The following is a 21332-nucleotide window of genomic DNA, read 5'->3' as shown; positions in this document are numbered from 1 at the left end:
AACGAGGGGGAGAAAGTCATGGACAGACCTGCTCGGCTCGCAGTCGGTATCGTCTCCGCCGGCCGGGTCGGATCCGTCGTCGGCGCCTCCTGGGCCGCGGCCGGGCACCACGTCGTCGCCACGTCCGGTGTTTCGCGCGAGTCCGTGCGCCGCGCCGCCGCGCTGCTGCCCGACGTCCCGCTGCTGCCGCCCGACGAGGTCGTGGCCGGCGCCGACCTCGCGCTTCTCGCCGTCCCCGACGACGTGCTGCCCGGCCTGGTCCGCGGTCTCGCCGCCGCCGGGAGCTTCCGGCCCGGCCAGATCGTCGTGCACACCTCCGGCGCCCACGGCGTCGCCGTGCTCGCCGCGGCCACCGAGCAGGGCGTGCTCCCGCTGGCCCTGCACCCGGTCATGACGTTCACCGGCCGCGTCGAGGACGTCACCCGGCTCGCCGGCGCCAGCGTCGGGGTCACCGCTGCGCCGGGCGACGAGGCGGCCTGGAGCGTCGGTGAGGCGCTCGTCGTCGAGATGGGAGCCGATCCGGTGCGCGTCCCCGAGTCGGTCCGCCCGCTCTACCACGCGGCGCTCGCGCACGGGGCGAACCACCTGGTCACGCTCGTGCGCGACTGCATCGACACGCTGGAGAAGGCCGGCATCACCCCGGCCGAGCAGCTCGTGGCGCCGCTGCTGTCGGCGGCGCTGGACAATGCGCTGCGCCACGGCGACCGCGCGCTCACCGGCCCCGTCGCCCGCGGCGACGTGGGCACGGTCCGCACCCACCTGCGCGAGCTGGCGGCCGTCGACCCCGATCTCGCCGCCACCTACCGCGTGCTCGCCGGTCGCACCGCGCGCCGGGCGTCGGCCGCGGGACTGCTCTCCGAGCACGCCGTCAAGGACGTGCTCGCCACCCTCGACGAGGAGGACGGTTCGTGACCACGGCCAAGACCCAGGGCGGCTTCGCCACCGGGCAGCTGACGGTGCACTCCACGCCCGCTGCGATCGCCCCCGTCAGCCGCGCGCTGCGGGCCGCGGGCCGTCGCGTACTGCTGATCCCGACGATGGGAGCGCTGCACGAGGGCCACCGCGAGCTGATCCGGCACGCCCGCCGGGCCCCGGGCTCCACAGTGGTCGCCGTGTCGATCTTCGTGAACCCGCTGCAGTTCGGCCCGAACGAGGACCTCGCCCGCTATCCGCGCCCGCTGGAGGCCGATCTCGAGGCCTGCCGCGACGAGGGAGTGGAGCTCGTGTTCACCCCGGGCGTCGGGGACATGTACCCCGAGGGCGCCGACACCACGATCACGCCCGGGCCGATCGCCGACCAGCTCGAGGGCTCGGTCCGCCCCGGGCACTTCGCCGGCGTGCTGACGGTGGTGGCCAAGCTCTTCCACATCGTCGCGCCCGACGTCGCGTTCTTCGGCGAGAAGGACTACCAGCAGCTCGTGCTGGTCAGGAAGATGGCGCGCGACCTGGACTTCCCCGTGCGGGTGGTGGGCGTGCCCACCGTCCGCGAGCCCGACGGGCTGGCGCTCTCGTCGCGCAACGTCTACCTCTCGCCCGCGGAACGGGCCCGCGCGGCCACGCTGCAGCGCGCCCTCGTCACGGGCGCGTCCGTATCGGCCCACGGCCCGGAGGCGGCGCTCGACGCGGCGCGGGCCGTGCTCGCGCTGGAGCCCGAGATCGACGTCGAGTACCTGGAGCTGCGCGACCCCGACCTGGGGCCCGCGCCCGCGCAGGGCCCCGCCCGGCTGCTCGTCGCCGCCCGTCTGGGCACCACCCGCCTCATCGACAACGTGGCCATCCGGCTGTAGGAGGAGTCCTGTGTTCCGCACCATGATGACGTCCAAGATCCACCGCGCCACCGTGACGCAGGCCGACCTGAACTACGTCGGCTCGGTCACCGTCGACCGCGACCTCATGGACGCCGCCGACCTGCTCGAGGGCGAGCAGGTGGCCATCGTCGACATCACCAACGGCGCCCGCCTGGAGACCTACGTGATCCCCGGTGCGCGCGGCAGCGGAGTCATCGGCATCAACGGGGCCGCCGCGCACCTCGTGCACCCGGGCGACCTGGTCATCCTCATCGCGTACGGCCAGCTCGACGAGGCCGAGCTCCGCGAGTACGCCCCGCACGTGGTGTTCGTCGACGGACGGAACCGGGTCGTCGAGCTCGGCAGCGACCCGGCCCACGCCCCCGAGGGCTCGGGGCTGCTGTCCGGCGCGTCGGCCTAGCCGTGCTGCTCTGCGTCGACGTCGGCAACACCCAGATCGCCCTCGGCCTCTACGCCGACACCGACCCGGACCACCCGCACCCGGCGCTGGTCAGGGACTGGCGGATGCGCACCGACCGGCGGATCACGGCCGACGAGCTGGAGGTGGCGTTCGGCGGGCTGCTCGGCCGGTACGCGTCCGAGGTCACCGGCGTCGCGGCACTGTCCACCGTGCCGAGCCTGCTGCGCGAGCTGAAGATCCTCATCGACCGCCGCGGCGACCCTGCCGTCGTCGTCGGGCCGGGGGTGCGCACCGGCGTCCCGCTGCTGGTCGACAACCCCCGCGAGGTGGGCGCCGACCGCGTCGTCAACACACTGGCCGCGCACCGGCTGTACGACACCGCGTGCGTCGTCGTGGACTTCGGCACGTCCACCAACATCGATGTCGTCTCGGCGAAGGGTGAGTTCCTCGGTGGCGCGCTCGCGCCGGGCATCGAGATCTCGATGGACGCGCTGGCCACCCGCGCGGCCGCGCTGCGCAGCGTGGAGCTCGTCCGGCCGCGGTCGGTGATCGGCAAGAACACCGTGGAGTGCCTGCAGGCCGGGGTGCTCTACGGCTTCGCGGGCCAGGTCGACGGCCTGGTACGCCGCATCCTCGCCGAGCTCGGGCCGAAGGCCGGCCCCGTCACGGTGCTGGGCACGGGCGGCCTGGCGCCGCTGATGATGGGCGAGTCCGAGACGATCACCGAGTACGTGCCCGACCTGACGCTGCTCGGGCTGCGACTGGTCTACCTGCGCAACGCGCGGACCACCTCGGTCACGAGCGGCAGCTCGAACGTCCCCGACGACGTCTCGGGGCGCGTGGCGAGGTAGTCGCGGATCCTTCGCCATCGCTGCGTCCCGGTCGGCCGGGTCGATGACCAGGGCCCACGAGTGCGCGGAGACGGCGGCGATCAGTCCGTCCACGGTGGTGGGCGCGGGGTAGGGGAAGCGCTCGAACGCGCGCTCGGTCCGCGTAGTCGGCCGCCACCGCCCCGAAGGACGTCGCCCGCGTCGCCATGACGTCGACCGTACGGCCGCCCGGTCACCGCCGCGACGGCGTTACTACCCTTTGCGGGGTGAGCACAGACCTCCCCTCGGCGCCCGAGTCAGAGCTGCCCGAGCAGATGCGGGTACGCCGGGCCAAGCGGGCCGAGATGCTCGCCGGGGGCCGCGACCCCTACCCCGTGTCCGTCGCGCGCACCCACAGCCTCCGCGAGGTCCGTGAGGCCCATCCCGACCTGCCGGTCGACACCGCCACCGGCGACGAGGTCGGCGTGGCCGGACGCGTCATCTTCCTGCGCAACACCGGCAAGCTCTGCTTCGCCACCCTGCGCGAGGGCGACGGTACGGAGCTGCAGGCGATGGTGAGCCTCGCGCTCGTGGGCGAGGAGGAGCTGGCCCGCTGGAAGTCCACGGTCGACCTCGGCGACCACGTCTTCGTGCACGGCGAGGTGATCACCTCCCGGCGCGGCGAGCTGTCGGTGATGGCCGACGCGTGGGAGATGGCGTCCAAGTCGGTGCGCCCGCTGCCCAACACGCACACGGAGCTGTCGGAGGAGACGCGCGTCCGTCAGCGCTACGTGGACCTCATCGTGCGCCCGCAGGCCCGCGAGATGGTGCAGCGCCGGGCGCAGGTGATGCGCACCCTGCGCTCCGTGCTGCACGAGCGGTCGTTCGTGGAGGTGGAGACCCCGATGCTGCAGCTGCAGCACGGTGGCGCCACCGCCCGCCCGTTCGTCACGCACGCGAACGCGCTCGACACGGATCTGTACCTGCGGATCGCGCCGGAACTGTTCCTCAAGCGCACGGTGGTCGGCGGTGTCGAGCGCGTCTTCGAGATCAATCGCAACTTCCGCAACGAGGGGATCGACTCCACGCACTCGCCGGAGTTCGCGATGCTGGAGGCCTATCAGGCCTACGCGACCTATGACGACCTCGCCGAGCTGACGCGCGAGATGGTGCAGGCGAGCGCGCGGGCGGTGTTCGGTTCCACGGTGGTGCGTCACGCCGACGGAACGGAACACGATCTGGGCGGCGAGTGGCGTTCGGTCACGCTCCATGGTGCCGTCTCGCAAGCGGTCGGCCAGGAAGTGACACTCGACACGTCGGTCGAGGATCTCCGGAAGATTGCAGATGGTCACGGGGTCGAGCTGAAGGATTCACTGACGAGTGGTGAGATCGTGCTCGAACTCTTCGAGAAGCTCGTCGAGCACACACTGATCGAACCCACGTTCGTGCGCGACTACCCCGTCGAGGTCCGGCCGCTCACGCGTCAGCACCGCGACGAGCCGCGGCTCGCCGAGGCCTGGGACCTCATCGTGTTCGGCACGGAGCTCGCCACGGCCTACTCCGAGCTCGTCGACCCCGTTGAGCAGCGGGAACGTCTCACCGCGCAGTCGCTGCTGGCCGCCGCGGGCGACCCCGAGGCCATGCAGATCGACGAGGACTTCCTCCGCGCCATGGAGTACGGAATGCCGCCCACGGGCGGGATGGGAATGGGTGTGGACCGGTTGCTGATGACGCTGACCGGTCTCGGAATCCGCGAAACCATTCTCTACCCGCTGGTGCGATCCGAGTAGTCACCTCGCCACCGACGGTGGACTCGACAGTGCCACTGTAAAAGATATACCTTGGTTGTCGATGCGGCGACGCCGCAGCACGACTGCGAGAAGAAGTATGGAGGGCTGCGGCGGTGGCGCAGATCCGGGAGATCCGACTGGTAGACGACCTCGACGGTGAAGAGGCCGACGAGACCGTCGAGTTCGGAATTGACGGCAAGAACTACGAGATCGACCTGTCCAAAGATAATGCGGGCAAACTGCGCGATGTGCTCGCCGAGTTCGTCGGCTCGGCCCGTCGTGCCGGTGGCCGTGCGCGTCGTTCCTCCGGTGCCGTCGCGGCTCCGGCGCGGCGCCCGTCGGTCGATCGTGAGCAGAACCAGGCCATCAGGGACTGGGCGCGCAAGCGGGGCATGAAGGTATCCGACCGCGGCCGCATTCCGGCCGAGGTGCTGGAGGCGTACCACCAGGAGAACTGATTCCCTGGGAGTTCCCGACGAATGCGGGGCCGGCACCGTGTGTCGGCCCCGAGTTCGTGGTAAGGGTGGCCTCATCTCGACCATCTGGACCGGAGGAGGTCTCGTGGCCCGCAGGACGACCACCCTGGAGGTCCGCCGCACCGAGCGGCTGACCCCCCACATGATCAGGGTCGTGTTCGGCGGCGACGACGTCGCCGCGTTCCCGGACACCCCCTACACCGACCGCTACGTGAAGCTCCAGTTCCCGCGGCCCGGTGTCCGCTACCGGGAGCCGTTCGACCTGGAGGCGATCCGGGCGGAGCTCCCCCGCGAGCAGTGGCCCGTGACCCGCACCTACACGGTCCGGGGCCTCGACCACACCGCGGGCGAGCTGACCATCGACTTCGTCCACCACGGTGATGAGGGGCTCGCAGGGCCATGGGCCGCGTCCGCCCGTCCGGGTGACGTGCTGCGCCTGGTGGGTCCCGGCGGCGCGTACGCCCCGGATCCCGGCGCGCAGGTGCACCTCCTGGTCGGCGACGAGAGCGCGCTGCCCGCCATCGGCGCGGCCTGCGAACGCGTGCCCGCCGGCGTCCCGGTGCTGGCCGTGGTGGAGGTCGGCGACGCCGCCGAGCACCAGGTGCTGGCCGGCGACGTCGACGTCACCTGGCTGCACCGTGATCCCGCCGCTCCCACCCGGCTCGTCGACGCCGTCCGCGCGCTGGAGTTCCCGCAGGGCCGGCTGCAGGCCTTCGTGCACGGCGAGGCGGGCCAGGTCCGCGACGTCCGCAGGCACCTCGTCGACGAGCGGGGTGTCCCCCGCGAGGCGCTGTCGGTCTCCGGGTACTGGCGCCGCGGCCGCGACGAGGACGGCTGGCGAGCCGACAAGGCGGCCGAGCGCGCCGACGGAGAGGGCGCCGGCGCGGTGTCCGGCGCGGTCCGTTCCGTGCGCTTCGCCGCCGCGAAGGTGACCGGGACGTAGGGGAATCCGTACAACCTGTGACGCGTTGTGCCCTGTCAGAGTCCGCACCAGGGGCGGTAGGGCCCCCGGAGCCGATACAGTGGTAACGGGCGTACGCGGCGCAGCGCGCGCCGCCTGTATGGATTGGCCCTGTACGGATGGCACCACCAGTCGCGGACGACCCAGTGCGGCGCAGTACAGCGCAGTAGGCGAGGAGTACAGATGTTCGAGAGGTTCACCGACCGAGCAAGGCGTGTTGTCGTCTTGGCCCAAGAAGAGGCCAGGATGCTCAACCACAACTACATCGGCACCGAGCACATCCTCCTCGGCCTCATCCACGAGGGCGAGGGAGTGGCCGCGAAGGCCCTGGAGTCCCTCGGGATCGCCCTGGAGGGCGTCCGTCAGCAGGTCGAGGAGATCATCGGTCAGGGCCAGCAGGCGCCGAGCGGGCACATCCCGTTCACGCCGCGGGCCAAGAAGGTCCTGGAGCTCTCGCTGCGCGAGGCGCTCCAACTCGGCCACAACTACATCGGTACCGAGCACATCCTGCTCGGTCTCATCCGCGAGGGCGAGGGCGTCGCGGCGCAGGTGCTGGTCAAGCTGGGGGCGGATCTGAACCGCGTCCGCCAGCAGGTCCTGCAGCTGCTGTCCGGCTACCAGGGCAAGGAGCCCGCCGAGGGCGCCTCCGGTGGCCGCGGTGAGGGCACCCCGTCCTCCTCGCTCGTTCTCGACCAGTTCGGTCGCAACCTCACCCAGTCGGCCCGTGAGGGCAAGCTGGACCCGGTCATCGGCCGGGAGAAGGAGATCGAGCGGGTCATGCAGGTCCTCTCCCGGAGGACCAAGAACAACCCGGTCCTCATCGGCGAGCCCGGCGTCGGCAAGACGGCCGTCGTCGAGGGACTGGCGCAGGCCATCGTCAAGGGCGAGGTTCCCGAGACGATCAAGGACAAGCAGCTCTACACGCTCGACCTGGGCTCGCTGGTGGCCGGTTCCCGCTACCGCGGTGACTTCGAGGAGCGCCTCAAGAAGGTGCTCAAGGAGATCCGCACGCGCGGCGACATCATCCTGTTCATCGACGAGCTCCACACCCTCGTGGGTGCGGGTGCCGCCGAGGGCGCGATCGACGCCGCCAGCATCCTCAAGCCGATGCTGGCCCGCGGCGAGCTGCAGACGATCGGTGCCACCACGCTCGACGAGTACCGCAAGTACGTCGAGAAGGACGCCGCTCTCGAGCGCCGCTTCCAGCCGATCCAGGTGGGCGAGCCGAGCGTGGCGCACACCATCGAGATCCTCAAGGGTCTGCGGGACCGGTACGAGGCCCACCACCGCGTCACGATCACCGACAACGCGCTGGTCGCGGCGGCCACCCTGGCCGACCGCTACATCAGCGACCGCTTCCTGCCCGACAAGGCGATCGACCTGATCGACGAGGCGGGCGCGCGCATGCGCATCCGCCGGATGACGGCTCCGCCGGACCTCCGCGAGTTCGACGAGAAGATCGCCGGCGTCCGTCGGGACAAGGAGTCGGCGATCGACGCGCAGGACTTCGAGCGGGCCGCGCACCTGCGCGACTCCGAGAAGACCCTGCTCGGCCAGAAGGGCGAGCGCGAGAAGCAGTGGAAATCCGGTGACCTGGACGTCGTCGCCGAGGTCGACGACGAGCAGATCGCCGAGGTCCTGGCCAACTGGACAGGTATCCCGGTCTTCAAGCTCACCGAGGAGGAGACCACGCGTCTGCTCCGCATGGAGGACGAGCTCCACAAGCGGATCATCGGGCAGGAGGAGGCCGTCAAGTCGGTCTCCAAGGCAATCCGCCGCACGCGGGCCGGTCTCAAGGACCCGAAGCGCCCCTCGGGCTCGTTCATCTTCGCCGGCCCGTCCGGTGTCGGTAAGACCGAGCTGTCCAAGGCGCTGGCGAGCTTCCTGTTCGGCGACGACGACGCGCTCATCCAGATCGACATGGGCGAGTTCCACGACCGCTACACGGCCTCGCGGCTCTTCGGTGCCCCTCCCGGGTACGTGGGCTACGAGGAGGGCGGCCAGCTCACCGAGAAGGTGCGCCGCAAGCCGTTCTCCGTGGTGCTGTTCGACGAGATCGAGAAGGCCCACCAGGAGGTCTACAACACCCTCCTGCAGGTCCTCGAGGACGGTCGTCTGACCGACGGCCAGGGCCGCACGGTGGACTTCAAGAACACCGTCATCATCTTCACGTCGAACCTCGGCACGCAGGACATCTCCAAGGCCGTCGGCCTGGGCTTCGCCCAGAACAACGACGAGCAGTCCAACTACGAGCGGATGAAGTCGAAGGTCAACGACGAGCTGAAGAAGCACTTCCGCCCGGAGTTCCTCAACCGCATCGACGACATCGTGGTGTTCCACCAGCTCACCGAGCCGCAGATCATCACGATGGTCGACCTCATGATCAACCGGGTCGAGGGCGCGCTGGCCAACAAGGACATGGCCATTGAGCTCACGCCGGCCGCCAAGGGCCTGCTGGCCCGCCGCGGCTTCGACCCGGTGCTGGGAGCGCGGCCGCTGCGCCGCACCATCCAGCGCGAGATCGAGGACCAGCTCTCCGAGAAGATCCTGTTCGGGGAGATCGAGCCCGGCCAGATCGTGATCGTGGACGTCGAGGGCCTCGACCCCGACGCCGACGAGTCGCGCGTGGCGGACGACAAGGCCGTGTTCACCTTCCGCGGTGAGCCGAAGCCGAGCCTCGTCCCCGACTCCCCGCCCGTCGACATGGCGAAGTCGGGCGAGGAGTAAGACCCAGCCCCGCGCCTCGGCGCAGGACAGCGAACGGCCCGCACGGACGACAGTCCGTGCGGGCCGTTCGTCGTTGTGGGGCGCTTCCGCTACGGCGACGGCTTCAGCCACGCGCGGGCGTTCGCCCTGCAGCCGGCGCCGGCGGCCGCCCCGCTGGTGATCGCGGGGGCCCGGTGGGTCGCGGGAACGAGCGGACGAAGCGCTCGGCGGCCCGGCGATCGCCCTGCACCCGGACCTCGTCGAGTGGGCGCCCGCCGAAGACCACGCCCCGCAGCGCACCCCCGTCGGAGGCCAGGGTGGCGTCGGGCCGGTCGGCGTCGCCCCGGGCGATGTGGAACCGGCCGTCGGCGATCTCGGCGTGGAACCGGTCATCGCCGAGGTCGAGCTGGTACGTGGCCCGCAGGTCTGCGGCGGGACCGGGGTCGAACGCCGTGCGCAGGGCGAGCACGAACGCGTCGGTGCCGAGCTCGGCGCCGGACGTCAGCGGCTCCCGGCTACCCCACCGCGCCAGCGCCATGACCACCGGTTCGAGCTCGGCGCCCCGCTCGGTGAGCTCGTACCCGCGCGCCCCCGACGGAGGCCCCAACCGGCGCCGCCGGACGATCCCGGCCCCTTCGAGCTCCCGCAGCCGCTGCGACAGCACGTTCTGGCTGACGCCGGTCAGCCCGGCCGTCAGGTCGGTGAAGCGCTTGGGCCCCAGCAGCAGCTCGCGCACCACCAGCAGGGCCCAGCGCTCACCGACCGCGTCGAGGGCGCGGGCGATGCCGCACGGGTCGTCGTAGGAGCGCACGGTTCCAGGATAGGTGGAGTACTTGTGATCTCGAACCTGTTACTCCTAACTTAGGAGCATGACAGCACCCACGTCGAGCGGCCGGAAGTTCGAGGAGTGCGGGCGATGACCACGTTCGTCCTGATCCCCGGTGCGGGCGGCCAGGCCTGGTACTGGCACCGCGTCGTCCCGGAGCTGCGGGCCCGGGGGCACGAGGCGGTGGCGGTCGACCTGCCCGCGGGCGACGACGCGGCGGGCTTCGCCGAGTACGCCGACGCCGTGGTGGCGGCGGCCGCCGGGCTCGGCGACGACCTCGTGGTGGTCGGGCAGTCCATGGGCGGCTTCACCGCGCCGCTGGTGTGCGACCGGCTGCCGGTCCGGATGATCGTGCTGGTCAACGCGATGACACCGCGGCCGGGCGAGTCCGGGGGCGAGTGGTGGGAGAACACCGGCTTCGGCCGGGCGCGCGAGGCCCAGGCGGCCCGCGACGGGCGCGATCTCGCCGCCGACCCCGACATGCTGGACGCGTTCTTCCACGACGTCCCCGACGACGTCCGTGCCGAGGCGATGGAGCGGGGCGATCCCCCGCAGCCGGGCACCCCGTTCGCGACGCCGTGGCCGTTGCCGGCCTGGCCGGACGTGCCCACGCGCTTCCTGGCGGCCCGGGAGGACCGGTTCTTCCCGATCGAGTTCCAGCGCCGCGTGGTGCCCGAGCGGCTCGACGTCCCGGTCGACGAGATGCCCGGCGGCCATCTGAACGCGCTGAGCCGGCCCGCGGAGCTCGCCGACCGGCTGGTGGCCTACGCGGAGGAGGCTGCTACCGCGCGGCCTGGAGTCGCGCGCTGAGCACGGCGTGGCGCGGGTCGCGCTCGGGCAGGGCGTGCAGCAGGCGCTCGACGAGCTCCATGTCGTCGGCCCCGTCGGGGGTCTCGGCCAGGGCCCACATCGCGTCGACGTCGCCGCCGCCCAGCACCGCCCGGCGCAGGGCGGCAGCGAGCAGTTCCCGTTCCTCCCGGACCGCGGGCGCCTCGGACCGGGGCAGCAGCGGGCCACGGTGGGCGCGGGCGGCGTCGAGGACCCGGCCGTCGGCGAGTGCCTCGCGGACCTGCAGGAAGTCGGCGTCCACGCGGCACTGCAGCCGGTAGGGCTGGGTCCGCACCGCCCCGGCGTCCAGCACCGACCGCAGCCGGTGCACCTCCGCGCGCACGGTGACGGACTTGCCCGCGTCACCGTGCAGGGCGGTGGCGAGGCCGTCGGCGGTGAAGCCCTCCGGGTGCAGGGCGAGCAGCGTCAGCAGCTCGGCGTGGCGCAGCGACAGGCGGACCGGACGTCCGTTGAGGCAGGCGACGGGACGCTCGACCCCCAGGAACGGCAGCGCCAGCACCGGCCGCGGACGCGCGGCACGCCGGTGCAGCCGCAGCAGCCAGCCCTCGGCGAGCGGTTCGAGCAGGCCCTCGCCGTTCTCACCGAGCGCGACGCGGTCGCCTGCGGCGGGCAGCTCGACCCGCGACGGCAGCCAGCCCTGCGGCTGGGCTGCGAGCACGCGCCCGCCGGGAGCGAGGAGTGCGCCGGGCTCGTCGCGGAGGCCGATGAGGTGCGGCAGGTTGCGGCTGAGCAGGCGCTCGTCGCGCATCGCGACCTGGGCGGCGAGGTGCCCCTCGGCCAGCCGGGCCGCGGCGACGACGAGCGCGAGCGTGGTGGGGTGGAACGTGCGCGCCGGCCCGGTGACGTCCACGGCGCCGATCACCGCGCCGGTGTCCGGGTCGTGGACCGGGCACGCCGCGCACGTCCACTGGTGATAGGTGCGGACGAGGTGCTCCGCTGAGTGGATCTGCACCGCCCGGTCGGCGGCGAGCGCGGTGCCCATCGCGTTGGTGCCGATGCTGTCCTCGGTCCAGCGGGTGCCCTCGACGAGCCCGACGTGCTCGGCGGTGCGCAGCACGTCGCGCTGGCCCTCACGCCAGAGGATGTGGCCCTGGGCGTCGGTCACGATCATCATGTGCATCGCCTCGTCGGCGATGGAGACGAGCGTGTCGCGCAACAGCGGCAGCACGCCCGCGAGCGGGTGCCCGTCACGCACACGGGTGACTTCGCGGTGCTCGTAGATCAGGGGCGGACCACCGTGCTCGGGGTCGACCCGGGCGGCCAGCGAGCGGCGCCAGGAGTCCGAGACGACCTCCCTCGGGAGCGCCGCGGGCACGTCCCCGGCCAGCACGGCGTCACGCGTGCGAGCCAGGTCACGAGCGGTCACCAGCCCAGCATCCGCGCGCGCGCGGTATGAGGCAACCCTCACCCGTGACCGTACTGGCGGAACGGTCAGGTCACATGATCCGCATTTGCGTGCAACCTCGCTGCAACCCCTCACTTCGTAGTGTCCCAGGTCACCTGTCTCCGACGATGTGGAAGGAACCACAGATGGCCAAGTACGCGGCTCCCGGCGAGACCGGCAGCGTTGTTGCCTTCAAGTCCCGCTACGAGAACTACATCGGCGGCGAGTTCGTCGCACCGGTGAAGGGCCAGTACTTCGAGAACCCGACGCCGATCACGGGCCAGACGTTCACCGAGGTGGCCCGAGGCACGTCCGAGGACATCGAGCTCGCACTCGACGCCGCCTGGGCGGCCGCCCCCGCCTGGGGCAGGACCTCGGTCACCGAGCGCTCGATCATCCTCAACAAGATGGCCGACCGCATCGAGGCCAACCTCGAGATGATCGCCATCGCCGAGGCGTGGGACAACGGCAAGGCCTGCCGCGAGACCCTCGCCGCCGACATCCCGCTCGCGATCGACCACCTGCGCTACTTCGCCGGTGCGATCCGCGGGCAGGAGGGCAGCCTGTCGCAGATCGACGACGACACGGTCGCCTACCACTTCCACGAGCCCCTCGGCGTTGTCGGCCAGATCATCCCCTGGAACTTCCCGATCCTGATGGCGATCTGGAAGCTGGCCCCGGCCCTCGCCGCAGGCAACTGCGTCGTGCTCAAGCCCGCCGAGCAGACGCCGGCGTCGATCCTCGTGCTCATCGAGCTCATCGGCGACCTGCTGCCCGCCGGTGTGCTCAACATCGTCAACGGCTTCGGCGTCGAGGCCGGCAAGCCGCTGGCGTCGAACAAGCGCATTCGCAAGATCGCCTTCACCGGTGAGACCACCACCGGCCGGCTGATCATGCAGTACGCGTCCGAGAACCTGATCCCGGTCACGCTCGAGCTCGGTGGCAAGAGCCCCAACATCTTCTTCGAGGACGTCTCGAGCAAGCAGGACGCCTTCTACGACAAGGCGCTCGAGGGCTTCGCGATGTTCGCCCTCAACCAGGGCGAGGTCTGCACCTGCCCGTCGCGTGCGCTCATCCAGGGCAGCATCTACAACGACTTCCTGGAGCAGTGCGTCAAGCGCACCGAGCAGATCAAGACGGGCCACCCGCTCGACACCGATACCATGATGGGTGCGCAGGCGTCGAACGACCAGCTCGAGAAGATCCTCTCCTACATCGACATCGGCCGTCAGGAGGGCGCGAAGGTGCTCACCGGTGGCGAGCGCGCCGACCTCGGTGGCGAGCTGTCGGGCGGCTACTACGTGCAGCCGACGATCTTCGAGGGCAACAACTCGATGCGCATCTTCCAGGAGGAGATCTTCGGGCCGGTCGTCTCGGTCACGCGCTTCGACGACTACGACGACGCACTGAAGATCGCCAACGACACGCTGTACGGCCTCGGTGCCGCGGTGTGGTCGCGCGACGGCAACACCGCCTACCGCGCGGGCCGCGACATCCAGGCCGGCCGGGTGTGGGTGAACAACTACCACGCCTACCCCGCGCACGCGGCGTTCGGCGGCTACAAGCAGTCCGGTGTGGGTCGCGAGAACCACAAGATGATGCTGGACCACTACCAGAACACCAAGAACCTGCTGGTCAGCTACTCGCAGAACGCCCAGGGCTTCTTCTGATGAGCACGCCCGCGGAGGCCGGCGCAGTGGTGCCGGAGGTGCCTGGCTCCGGCGCCACCGCCCGGGTGGCGCTGAGCCCGGCCGCCGCGGAGCTCCTGGTCAGGCTGGCGGAGTTCCACGGCCCCCTGATGTTCCACCAGTCCGGCGGGTGCTGCGACGGCAGCTCGCCCATGTGCTATCCGGACGGGGACTTCAAGATCGGCGGCTCGGACGTCCACCTGGGTGACCTCGTGGTCGAGGGCGTGGCGGCACCGATCGGGTTCTACATGTCGGAGTCGCAGTTCCAGTACTGGAAGCACACCCATCTCACCGTCGACGTGGTGAAGGGCCGCGGCAGCGGGTTCTCGGTCGAGGCGCCGGAGGGCGTCCGGTTCATGATCCGTTCCCGGCTGTTCTCCGACGAGGAGTCCGCGGCGCTCAACGGCGTGTGAGTACCGTGCGGGCCCGGTCACTCCGCTGCGGCCGGGCCCGTCCGCATGACGAGAGGCCCCGTTCGAATCTCGAGAGGAAGGCACCGATGTCCGAGACCCTGCGCAACCTGGTCGGCCTGCCCAAGGAGCCGGCGAGCCTCGCCGAGTCCTCGCTGATCATGATCGACCTGCAGAACACCTACACGCGCGGCGTGATGGAGCTGGAGAACGTGCAGCCGGCCATCGACCAGGCCGCCGAGCTGCTGGACCGGGCCCGCTCCGCGGGGATCCCGATCTTCCACATCATGCACGACGCCGGTGAGGGCTCCCCGTATGACGTGAAGGGCGAGATCGGCCAGATCGTCGACCGCGTGGCGCCGCGCGACGGCGAGCCGGTGATCGTCAAGAACTTCCCGAACTCGTTCACGCAGACGGATCTCGACGACCGGCTGGCCCCGGGGTCGAACCTGATCCTGGCCGGGTTCATGACGCACATGTGCGTGAACTCGACGGCCCGTGGCGCGTTCAGCCTGGGGCACAGCCCGTCGGTGGTGGCGGGTACCACGGCCACCCGGTCGCTGCCCGGCGTCGACGGCACCACGGTGTCGGCGGCGGCGCTGCAGGTCGCCAGCCTCGCCGCGATCCAGGACATGTTCGGCGTGGTGGTCCCCGCCGCGAAGGACATCCCGGCCTGAGCGACCCCTGCCGCCCGAACGCGGTGACCAAGGCGCTGACGTCGCTCCTGGAGATCAACTTGCGACGTCGGGGGCCTTGATCAGTGTCGGAGGGCGGGCGGCTCGCGGAAGGTGAGCCGCTCGTCCAGGGCGAGGAGCGTGGCAGCCGCGGGGGCGGCGATCCCGACCCCGCGGCCGTGCCGCACCTCGGGTTCGCGCACGTTGATGCGCACCAGCGCACCGGACGCGGCACTGGCCCGCTCGGCCTCGCGGCGCACGGTGGGGATCGCGGTGCCCGCCCCGATCTCGACCACGGCCAGCCTGGCGCCCGACTCCCGCAGCTCGCGCAGCCACGTGGTGTGGGCGCGCATCTGGTCGGCGGTGCGGTCGGCGACCCACTCCGTGTCGCCGAACATGAGGATGTTGGGACGCGCGAGCGCGCCGCAGTCCGGGCACGACGGGAGCGGCGAGGTGGCCCGCATCGTCGCCTCGTCCACCTCGACGGTCACGCCGTCGGCGGGCCACACCGGCCGACCGCAGTCGACGGTGCACTGCAGCTGGTGGATGGAGCCGTGGCACTCGGCCACCTGCTCCTCGGCGAACCCGGCCAGCTGGAACTGCCCGTCGACGTTCGAGGTGAACACGCGTGTGGGCCGGTGCTGCGCCCAGGTGTGCAGAGCCTGAAAGCCGGCGTGCGGCACCGTCGCCCGGTAGAGCCCGAGCCGGTGGCCGTAGAAGCCCCAGGCCAGCTCGGGATCGGCGGCGAAGTGCACCGGGTCCGCGATCTCCTCGAACCGCAGGCCCGGCGCTCGGTACGGCGGGTAGGCGCGCCAGAAGCCCTCGGGGCCGCGGAAGTCGGGCAGCCCGGAGTCGACGCCCATGCCGGCGCCGGCGCAGACGAGCAACGCGTCGGCGCCGGCGAGGAGCTCGGAAGCCCGGTCGAGGTCTGCGGTCAGGACATCCCCGCCAGGTCGACCACCTCGAACTCCAGCACCGACGAACCGGTGCCCACCGGCCGGGCGCGCTCGCCGGAGTGGGCCTGCTTCATCGAGCCCTTCATCCAGTTCTGGAAGTCCTCGTCGGTCTCCCAGTGCGTGACGATGAAGTAGCGGGTCTCGCCCGAGACCGGGCGGAGCATCTCGAAGGAGATGAAGCCGGGCTCGCCGTCCACGGCGTGGAGACGGTTGGCGAACCGCTTCTCCAGCTCGGGTCCGGCGCCCTCGGGAACCTCGATCGCATTGATCTTCACAACGGCCATGACCCCTAGGCTAACCGCCGTGCGGACCACCGACGGCGTCGAGCTGGCCGTCACCGGGTTCTGCGGTGAGGGCCCGCCGATCCTGCTGCTGCACGGCCTGATGGGGTGTGCCGCCACGTGGACGTCGGTGGCCCGGTGGCTCACCGCGCACGGCCGAGTCCTCGCTCTCGACGCCCGCGGCCACGGCCGTTCGCAGGCGCGCGGGCCGTGGACCACCGAGCGGATGGCGGCCGACGCCGCGGAGCTGCTCGGCGAGATCGGGCCCGCGGTCGTCGTGGGGCACTCGATGGGCGGGCTGCACGGGCTGGTGCTCGCTGCCCGGCATCCCGAGCTGGTGCGCGCGCTCGTCGTCGAGGACATGGCGGTGGACTTCCGTGGCCGCAGCGCCGACGACGCCCGCGCGTGGTTCGGGGCGCTGCCGCAGTCCTTCCCGTCGCTCGACGCGGTGCGGCGGGCGTTCGGACACCCGCGGGCCGAGTTCGGCGACTACATGGCCATGTGCGTGGAGGAACGCGCCGACGGCTGGCACCTGCTCTCCCGCGTCGACGACGTCGTGGAGATCGCCGCGGAGTGGGCGCGGGTGGACCACTGGGCCACTCTCGACGCCGTCCGCTGCCCGGTGCTGCTGCTCGAGGCCGAGGAGAGCGTCGCCCCGGCCGGCCAGATCGCGGCGATGGCGCAGCGCCTGGCCGACGCGCGGCACATCCGGGTGCCCGGCACGGGCCACCTGTTGCACGCGGCCGCCCCCGAGGTCTACCGATCGGCGGTCGAGGCCCTGGTCGCGGCGGTCCCGAATCGCTGATCACGGCACGGATGTCGTTCCTGGACCGTCCGGAGCGACATCCACGCCTTGATCGTCGGGAGCCGGCGTTCCGCATCTCAGCCGTCGACGTCCACGCCGACGACGCGCGCGCGGACCGGCACGACCGGGTGCAGCGCGGCGAACACCTCCGCCGGGCGCTCGGTGGCCAGCACGCAGTGCGGCAGCCAGGTGCCCGGCAGGTAGGCGGCCACCGGCCCCTTGACGCGCCCGGCCAGCGCGTCGTGGACGGCGGCGTGCACGGCCAGCAGCTCGGCGTCGACCACGGCGGCGAGCACCAGCTCGTCGGGCCGCCCGGCGACGGTGCCCAGGGTGGCGAGCCAGATCGACGGCAGCGCGAGCACGCGCAGCTCGGCCGCCAGTGCGGCACGGGCGGCGTCCGGGATCGCGGAGGCAGCGGCGACCGTGACGGACGGGACGCCGGGAGGAGCTGCGACCCCCGAGGCCGCCCGCAGGGCGGCGAGCGAGGCGCAGGCGTCGGGGTCGAGCAGGAACCGGACGGTCTGCGCCATCAGACGGTCCTCCCCACCGGCCGGCGCGCGAGTTCCGCACACGGCACCATGCGCGCGCCGGGAGGCGACGCGCGCGTGGACCAGGTGCGCATCAGGCGGGGAGGGCGAAGCGGCCGTCGTCCCGCTGCTCGGCCAGGCCGTCCACCAGCAGCGAGTGGAGGCACCTGTCGCGCTGGCCCGCGTCCGACCACACCGCGTCCAGCGCCGCGCGATCGACCGGGTCCGGGGCCGCGCGCAGGACGTCGAGCAGCCGCCCGCGAACCTGGCGGTCGGTACCGGCGAAGCCCTGCACCGGCTTGCGGGGGCCGGCGTAGTCGGGCCGGCCGTTCGCCTCCCACGCGCAGACCTCGCGGGCGGGGCAGGCCTCGCAGCGGGGCGCGCGGGCCGTGCAGACGAGTGCGCCGAGCTCCATGAGCCCGATCGAGATCGTGGCCGCGGTGGCGTCGTCGGCGGGGAGCAGGGCGTCGACGTCGACGAGGTCGGCCTTCACGCGCGCCGCGCCGGCGTCACCGGCGCCGTGCACCGCCCTCGCCACCACGCGCCGCACGTTGGTGTCCACCACGGGGCAGCGCAGCCCGTACCCGAACGCGGCGACGGCCCGCGCGGTGTACGAGCCGACGCCGGGCAGCGCCTCGAGGGCGTCCACGTCCGACGGGACGACGTCCCCGTGCTGCTCCGCGATGGCCGCCGCGGCCGCGTGCAGCCGAAGGGCCCGCCGCGGGTAGCCCAGCTTGCCCCACGCGCGCAGCACGTCGGCCCGCGATGCCGCGGCGAGCGCCGAGGGCGTGGGCCACGCGGCCATCCACGCGAGCCAGACGGGCTCGACGCGCGCCACGGGCGTCTGCTGGAGCATGAACTCGCTGACCAGCACGCCCCACGGCGTGGTGCCGGGCCGGCGCCAGGGCAGGTCGCGCTTGTTGTGGATGTACCAGTCGAGCACGAGGTCGGGCAGCGGCACGCGTGCGATCGTGCCACTGCCCGGTCCCGCTACCTCAGACGACCTCGTTCAGCTTGCCGGTGGTCACGTCGAACACGAAGCCGCGCACCTGGTCGGTGTGCGGGATGAAGGGGCTGGCCTTGATCCGGTTGACCGACTGGCGGACATCCTCGTCGAGGTCGGGGAACGACTCGGCGGCCCACTCGGGCTTGATGCCCGTCTCGTCCTGGATCGACTTCTTGAACGCGTCGTCGGTGAAGGTCAGCATCCCGCAGTCCGTGTGGTGGATGAGGACGATCTCCTTCGTGCCGAGCAGCCGCTGGCTGATGGCCAGCGAGCGGATCTCGTCGTCGGTGACCACGCCGCCGGCGTTGCGGATGACGTGGGACTCGCCCTCATTGAGCCCGAGGATCGCGTAGACGTTGAGGCGCGCGTCCATGCAGGCGAGGACGGCGATGTGCTTGGCCGGGGGCAGGGGCAGTGGGCCTCGGAAGGACTCGGCGTACTTGGCGTTGTTGGCGAGCAGGTCGTCCGTGACGGACATGGCTCTCTCCTGGTGAGGGGTGTCGCGGGCTGCGGAGCCCACGACGGAAGAACGGGTGGGCACAGCGAACGGCCGCGCGGCGACCAGGAGGGGTGGGGTCGCGCTACGCGGCCGGGCGACAGAACTCGTCGAACTGAGTGATGCGACGGCTGGGCCAGAAGGCCTCGAGCAGCATGCGCATCACGGAGTGAGTGTGGCTCGTTGGGCCGGTCGGGGCAAGACCGGTGTCGCGACGCGCCGCAACGCGCAGATCCGCAACGTGCCGTAGTCATTCAGATACTCTCGGTCACATGTGGGAGCCGGTGGGGCCGCTACCCGCGTCCGTCTACTGGAGACGGCGCTGGGTGGCGGTCGCGTCGACGATCGTGGTGGTGCTGCTCGTGATCTGGTCGGTCACGGCACTGTTCGGCACCGGCGGTGAGGACACCACCACCATCCGCGCCAGCCGCGCCGCCCTCTCGGCTCCCGAGCAGACCGCCCCCGACCAGACCGCTCTCCAACAGGCCGCTCCCCAGCAGGCCTCCCCGTCCCCGGCTCCGGTGTCGGCCGATCCGTCGACCCCGACCGCCCCGGCGGCGGCCGCCGCGCCACCGTCGTCGGACCCGGCTTCCGCACCGTCGCAGCCGGGGACGGTGGGGGCCGCCTCCCCCGCGAGCGCCGGCCCGGGAACCACGACGCCGGGTCCCACCACGCCGGGCGCGCCTGCCACGACCTCGGAGGAGCTGCGGCCCGACGAGACCCCGCGCGCGTCCGTGGCCGCGGCCACCCCCGTGCCGGTGCCCGCGAGCGGGCCCGTGCCGTGCACGAACGCGATGCTGACGGTGGGGTCCGAGATCGACCGCGCCCAGCACAAGGTCGGCGACAAGCCGGTGCTGCGGCTCGTGGTGACCAACACCAGCGGCGAGCCGTGCGTGCGCGACCTCGACTCCGCGCGGCAGGAGATCGTCGTCTGGAACAGCAACCAGTCGGTCAAGCTGTGGTCGAGCAACGACTGCTCCAACGTCCACAGCACCGACCTGCGCACGCTCGTGCCGGGCCAGCCCGTGGCGTTCGCGGTGACGTGGGCGGGCCGGACGTCGACGCCCGGCTGCGCCCAGCCCCGCACGGTCGTACCGGCGGGCAACTATCGCGTGCTGACGCGGCTCGACGACATCATCAGTCCGCCCACGCTGTTCGTGCTCACCCCGTGAGACGGCTGCAGGCTCCACGAGGTATCGGCCCGTTGGCACGCCCTGCCGCCGGGTGGCTCGCTCACCTTCGACTGGCCCGTGCCGGTGGCCCGGATCAGGTGGCGGGAGTCAGCGGAACTGCGTCAGCACCGACCCGACGTCGCGCACCTCGATGAGCTTCATCCCCGCCGGTGCTCGCCCGCTGTCCGGGGGCACCAGCGCGTGGGTGAATCCCAGCCGGGCGGCCTCGGTGAGCCTGCGCTCCAGGCCGGTGACCCGGCGAACCTCCCCCGCGAGCCCGATCTCGCCCAGCACGACGACGTCCGCAGGCAGCGCGACGTCGCGCTTCGCCGAGGCGATGGCCAGCAGCAGCGCGAGGTCGGCGGCCGGCTCCACCACGCGCATGCCGCCGACGGTGGCCGCGTAGACCTCCGCGTCGTGCAGCTTCACGCCGCCGCGCTTCTCCAGCACGGCCAGCAGCATCGCCACGCGAGCGTTGTCCAGCCCGCTCACGGCGCGCCGCGGGCTCGGGATGTCCTTGCCCGTCACCAGGGCCTGCAGCTCGGCGGGCAGCGGGCGTCTGCCGTCCATGACGACGGTGACGGCGGTGCCGGGCACCGGGGGGCCCCCGAAGCGCTCCAGGAACAGCCCCGACGGGTCGGGCATGCCGACGATGCCGGAGTCGCGCAGCTCGAAGCAGCCCACCTCGTCGGCGGGGCCGAAGCGGTTCTTCACGCCACGGACCATGCGCAGCGTCGAGTGCTTGTCCCCCTCGAACGACAGCACGACGTCGACGAGGTGCTCGAGCACGCGCGGGCCGGCGATGTTGCCGTCCTTCGTGACGTGCCCGACCAGCACCACCGGCAGCCCGCGTTCCTTGGCCAGCCCGGTGAGCGCCACCGTCACGGCGCGGGTCTGCGTGACCCCGCCCGGGGTGCCGTCGGCCTCGGTCGTGGACATCGTCTGGATGGAGTCGACGACCAGCAGGTCGGGGCGCAGCTCGTCGATGTGGCCGAGGATCGACCCGAGGTCGGACTCCGCGGCGAGGTACAGCTCGTCGTTCACGGCGCCGGTGCGCTCGGCGCGCAGCCGCACCTGTCCGGCCGACTCCTCGCCGGTGACGTAGAGCACGCGCCCGGTGGACCTCGCCGCCACCTCGAGCAACAGCGTCGACTTCCCGACGCCCGGCTCACCGGCGAGCAGCACCACCGAGCCGGGGACGAGGCCGCCGCCGAGGACGCGGTCCAGCTCGGACACCCCGGTGGGCTTGGCACGAGCGGAGTCCAGCTCGACGTCGGCGATGCGCCGGGCGGGCGTGGCGGGGGCGCC

The 21332-nt window shown here is 72.0% G+C and carries 22 protein-coding genes; 14 read left to right on the top strand and 8 right to left on the bottom strand.

All coding sequences use genetic code 11. The annotated features are described in order from the left end of the window. Window positions 1–18 precede the first annotated feature (18 nt). From JWR81_RS13855 to JWR81_RS13820, 8 genes are all read left to right on the top strand, one after another. Window positions 19–912, top strand: coding sequence for a DUF2520 domain-containing protein (locus JWR81_RS13855; protein WP_297651338.1), 894 nt, complete (start codon window positions 19–21; stop codon window positions 910–912). Continuing rightward, the gene (panC, locus tag JWR81_RS13850; RefSeq protein ID WP_297651336.1) at window positions 909–1787 is read left to right on the top strand and encodes a pantoate--beta-alanine ligase; all 879 of its coding nucleotides are present in this window, start codon (window positions 909–911) and stop codon (window positions 1785–1787) included. Before JWR81_RS13855 ends, panC begins: the two co-directional genes overlap by 4 nt. A gap of 10 nt (window positions 1788–1797) precedes the next feature. Further along, a complete protein-coding gene (gene panD, locus JWR81_RS13845; protein WP_297651334.1) occupies window positions 1798–2208 on the top strand; it encodes an aspartate 1-decarboxylase in 411 nt (136 codons plus the stop codon). 2 nt (window positions 2209–2210) lie between these two features. Then, on the top strand, window positions 2211–3059 hold the full coding sequence (locus tag JWR81_RS13840) for a type III pantothenate kinase (RefSeq protein WP_297651332.1): 849 nt from the start codon (window positions 2211–2213) through the stop codon (window positions 3057–3059). A 293-nt stretch (window positions 3060–3352) separates the two neighbouring features. Then, a complete protein-coding gene (gene lysS, locus JWR81_RS13835; RefSeq protein ID WP_297651361.1) occupies window positions 3353–4807 on the top strand; it encodes a lysine--tRNA ligase in 1455 nt (484 codons plus the stop codon). Between the two features lie 113 nt (window positions 4808–4920). After that, window positions 4921–5265, top strand: a complete 345-nt coding sequence (locus JWR81_RS13830; RefSeq protein WP_297651330.1) for an Lsr2 family protein — start codon at window positions 4921–4923, stop codon at window positions 5263–5265. A gap of 103 nt (window positions 5266–5368) precedes the next feature. Further along, window positions 5369–6226, top strand: coding sequence for a siderophore-interacting protein (locus JWR81_RS13825; protein ID WP_297651328.1), 858 nt, complete (start codon window positions 5369–5371; stop codon window positions 6224–6226). A 201-nt stretch (window positions 6227–6427) separates the two neighbouring features. Continuing rightward, window positions 6428–8971 (top strand): ATP-dependent Clp protease ATP-binding subunit, encoded by a 2544-nt coding sequence (locus tag JWR81_RS13820; RefSeq protein WP_297651326.1) that lies wholly within the window; start codon window positions 6428–6430, stop codon window positions 8969–8971. Window positions 8972–9074: 103 nt separating this feature from the next. Here JWR81_RS13820 and JWR81_RS13815 read toward each other — a convergent pair whose 3' ends face one another. Beyond that, complete coding sequence (locus JWR81_RS13815) at window positions 9075–9761, bottom strand: helix-turn-helix domain-containing protein (RefSeq protein WP_297651324.1); 687 nt, start codon at window positions 9759–9761, stop codon at window positions 9075–9077. 105 nt (window positions 9762–9866) lie between these two features. Here JWR81_RS13815 and JWR81_RS13810 point away from each other — a divergent pair, with 105 nt between their 5' ends. Then, window positions 9867–10586 carry an alpha/beta hydrolase gene (locus JWR81_RS13810; protein WP_297651322.1) on the top strand — a complete coding sequence of 240 codons (720 nt, stop codon included), beginning with the start codon at window positions 9867–9869 and terminating at the stop codon, window positions 10584–10586. Here JWR81_RS13810 and JWR81_RS13805 read toward each other — a convergent pair. Beyond that, window positions 10558–11991, bottom strand: a complete 1434-nt coding sequence (locus JWR81_RS13805) for a GAF domain-containing protein (protein ID WP_297651320.1) — start codon at window positions 11989–11991, stop codon at window positions 10558–10560. The two genes, JWR81_RS13810 and JWR81_RS13805, sit on opposite strands and share 29 nt — an antisense overlap. A 164-nt stretch (window positions 11992–12155) precedes the next feature. On the opposite strand from JWR81_RS13805, the gene adh reads away from it, so the two are divergent. The 3 genes from adh to JWR81_RS13790 all read left to right on the top strand — a co-directional run bounded on the left by adh (window position 12156) and on the right by JWR81_RS13790 (window position 14784). Continuing rightward, complete coding sequence (adh, locus tag JWR81_RS13800) at window positions 12156–13679, top strand: aldehyde dehydrogenase (RefSeq protein WP_297651318.1); 1524 nt, start codon at window positions 12156–12158, stop codon at window positions 13677–13679. Then, entirely contained in the window at window positions 13679–14110 is a 432-nt protein-coding gene (locus JWR81_RS13795; protein ID WP_297651316.1) for a DUF779 domain-containing protein, read from the top strand. The genes adh and JWR81_RS13795 overlap by 1 nt, the downstream gene beginning before the upstream one ends. Window positions 14111–14196: 86 nt before the next feature. After that, on the top strand, window positions 14197–14784 hold the full coding sequence (locus tag JWR81_RS13790) for a cysteine hydrolase family protein (RefSeq protein WP_297651314.1): 588 nt from the start codon (window positions 14197–14199) through the stop codon (window positions 14782–14784). 80 nt (window positions 14785–14864) lie between these two features. Here the strand turns inward: JWR81_RS13790 and JWR81_RS13785 are convergent, their stop codons facing one another. Next, on the bottom strand, window positions 14865–15644 hold the full coding sequence (locus tag JWR81_RS13785; protein ID WP_297651311.1) for a Sir2 family NAD-dependent protein deacetylase: 780 nt from the start codon (window positions 15642–15644) through the stop codon (window positions 14865–14867). A 71-nt stretch (window positions 15645–15715) separates the two neighbouring features. Continuing rightward, the gene (locus JWR81_RS13780) at window positions 15716–16021 is read right to left on the bottom strand and encodes an antibiotic biosynthesis monooxygenase (RefSeq protein ID WP_297651309.1); all 306 of its coding nucleotides are present in this window, start codon (window positions 16019–16021) and stop codon (window positions 15716–15718) included. Between the two features lie 19 nt (window positions 16022–16040). Here JWR81_RS13780 and JWR81_RS13775 point away from each other — a divergent pair, with 19 nt between their 5' ends. Beyond that, the gene (locus JWR81_RS13775; protein ID WP_297651307.1) at window positions 16041–16823 is read left to right on the top strand and encodes an alpha/beta hydrolase; all 783 of its coding nucleotides are present in this window, start codon (window positions 16041–16043) and stop codon (window positions 16821–16823) included. Window positions 16824–16900: 77 nt separating this feature from the next. Here the strand turns inward: JWR81_RS13775 and JWR81_RS13770 are convergent, their stop codons facing one another. The 3 genes from JWR81_RS13770 to JWR81_RS13760 form a co-directional block, all read right to left on the bottom strand. Continuing rightward, window positions 16901–17353, bottom strand: a complete 453-nt coding sequence (locus tag JWR81_RS13770) for a 2'-5' RNA ligase family protein (RefSeq protein ID WP_297651305.1) — start codon at window positions 17351–17353, stop codon at window positions 16901–16903. Between the two features lie 91 nt (window positions 17354–17444). Further along, window positions 17445–18305, bottom strand: a complete 861-nt coding sequence (locus JWR81_RS13765) for an A/G-specific adenine glycosylase (protein ID WP_297651359.1) — start codon at window positions 18303–18305, stop codon at window positions 17445–17447. Between the two features lie 40 nt (window positions 18306–18345). After that, window positions 18346–18834: a carbonic anhydrase gene (locus tag JWR81_RS13760; RefSeq protein WP_297651303.1), complete on the bottom strand. Its 489-nt coding sequence runs from the start codon at window positions 18832–18834 to the stop codon at window positions 18346–18348. 290 nt (window positions 18835–19124) lie between these two features. On the opposite strand from JWR81_RS13760, the gene JWR81_RS13755 reads away from it, so the two are divergent. Further along, window positions 19125–20024, top strand: coding sequence for a hypothetical protein (locus JWR81_RS13755; protein WP_297651301.1), 900 nt, complete (start codon window positions 19125–19127; stop codon window positions 20022–20024). Between the two features lie 108 nt (window positions 20025–20132). Here the strand turns inward: JWR81_RS13755 and radA are convergent. Continuing rightward, window positions 20133–21332, bottom strand: a 1200-nt coding sequence (radA, locus tag JWR81_RS13750) for a DNA repair protein RadA (RefSeq protein WP_297651299.1), incomplete at its 5' end; no start/stop codon positions are given.

The sequence above is a fragment of the Pseudonocardia sp. genome (assembly GCF_025965585.1).
Classification (GTDB): domain Bacteria; phylum Actinomycetota; class Actinomycetes; order Mycobacteriales; family Pseudonocardiaceae; genus Pseudonocardia.
Note: the sequence above shows the minus strand (reverse complement) of the source record. Positions and strands in the feature narration are given on the sequence as shown.

Excerpts from the sequence above, each read along its gene's own strand:
- JWR81_RS13855 (WP_297651338.1), top strand. The coding sequence starts at position 19 with ATGGACAGACCTGCTCGGCTCGCAGTCGGTATCGTCTCCGCCGGCCGG.
- lysS (WP_297651361.1), top strand. The coding sequence starts at position 3,353 with ATGCGGGTACGCCGGGCCAAGCGGGCCGAGATGCTCGCCGGGGGCCGC.
- JWR81_RS13820 (WP_297651326.1), top strand. The coding sequence starts at position 6,428 with ATGTTCGAGAGGTTCACCGACCGAGCAAGGCGTGTTGTCGTCTTGGCC.
- JWR81_RS13810 (WP_297651322.1), top strand. The coding sequence starts at position 9,867 with ATGACCACGTTCGTCCTGATCCCCGGTGCGGGCGGCCAGGCCTGGTAC.
- adh (WP_297651318.1), top strand. The coding sequence starts at position 12,156 with ATGGCCAAGTACGCGGCTCCCGGCGAGACCGGCAGCGTTGTTGCCTTC.
- JWR81_RS13795 (WP_297651316.1), top strand. The coding sequence starts at position 13,679 with ATGAGCACGCCCGCGGAGGCCGGCGCAGTGGTGCCGGAGGTGCCTGGC.
- JWR81_RS13790 (WP_297651314.1), top strand. The coding sequence starts at position 14,197 with ATGTCCGAGACCCTGCGCAACCTGGTCGGCCTGCCCAAGGAGCCGGCG.
- JWR81_RS13785 (WP_297651311.1), bottom strand. The coding sequence starts at position 15,644 with ATGGGCGTCGACTCCGGGCTGCCCGACTTCCGCGGCCCCGAGGGCTTC.
- JWR81_RS13780 (WP_297651309.1), bottom strand. The coding sequence starts at position 16,021 with ATGGCCGTTGTGAAGATCAATGCGATCGAGGTTCCCGAGGGCGCCGGA.
- JWR81_RS13770 (WP_297651305.1), bottom strand. The coding sequence starts at position 17,353 with ATGGCGCAGACCGTCCGGTTCCTGCTCGACCCCGACGCCTGCGCCTCG.
- JWR81_RS13760 (WP_297651303.1), bottom strand. The coding sequence starts at position 18,834 with ATGTCCGTCACGGACGACCTGCTCGCCAACAACGCCAAGTACGCCGAG.
- JWR81_RS13755 (WP_297651301.1), top strand. The coding sequence starts at position 19,125 with ATGTGGGAGCCGGTGGGGCCGCTACCCGCGTCCGTCTACTGGAGACGG.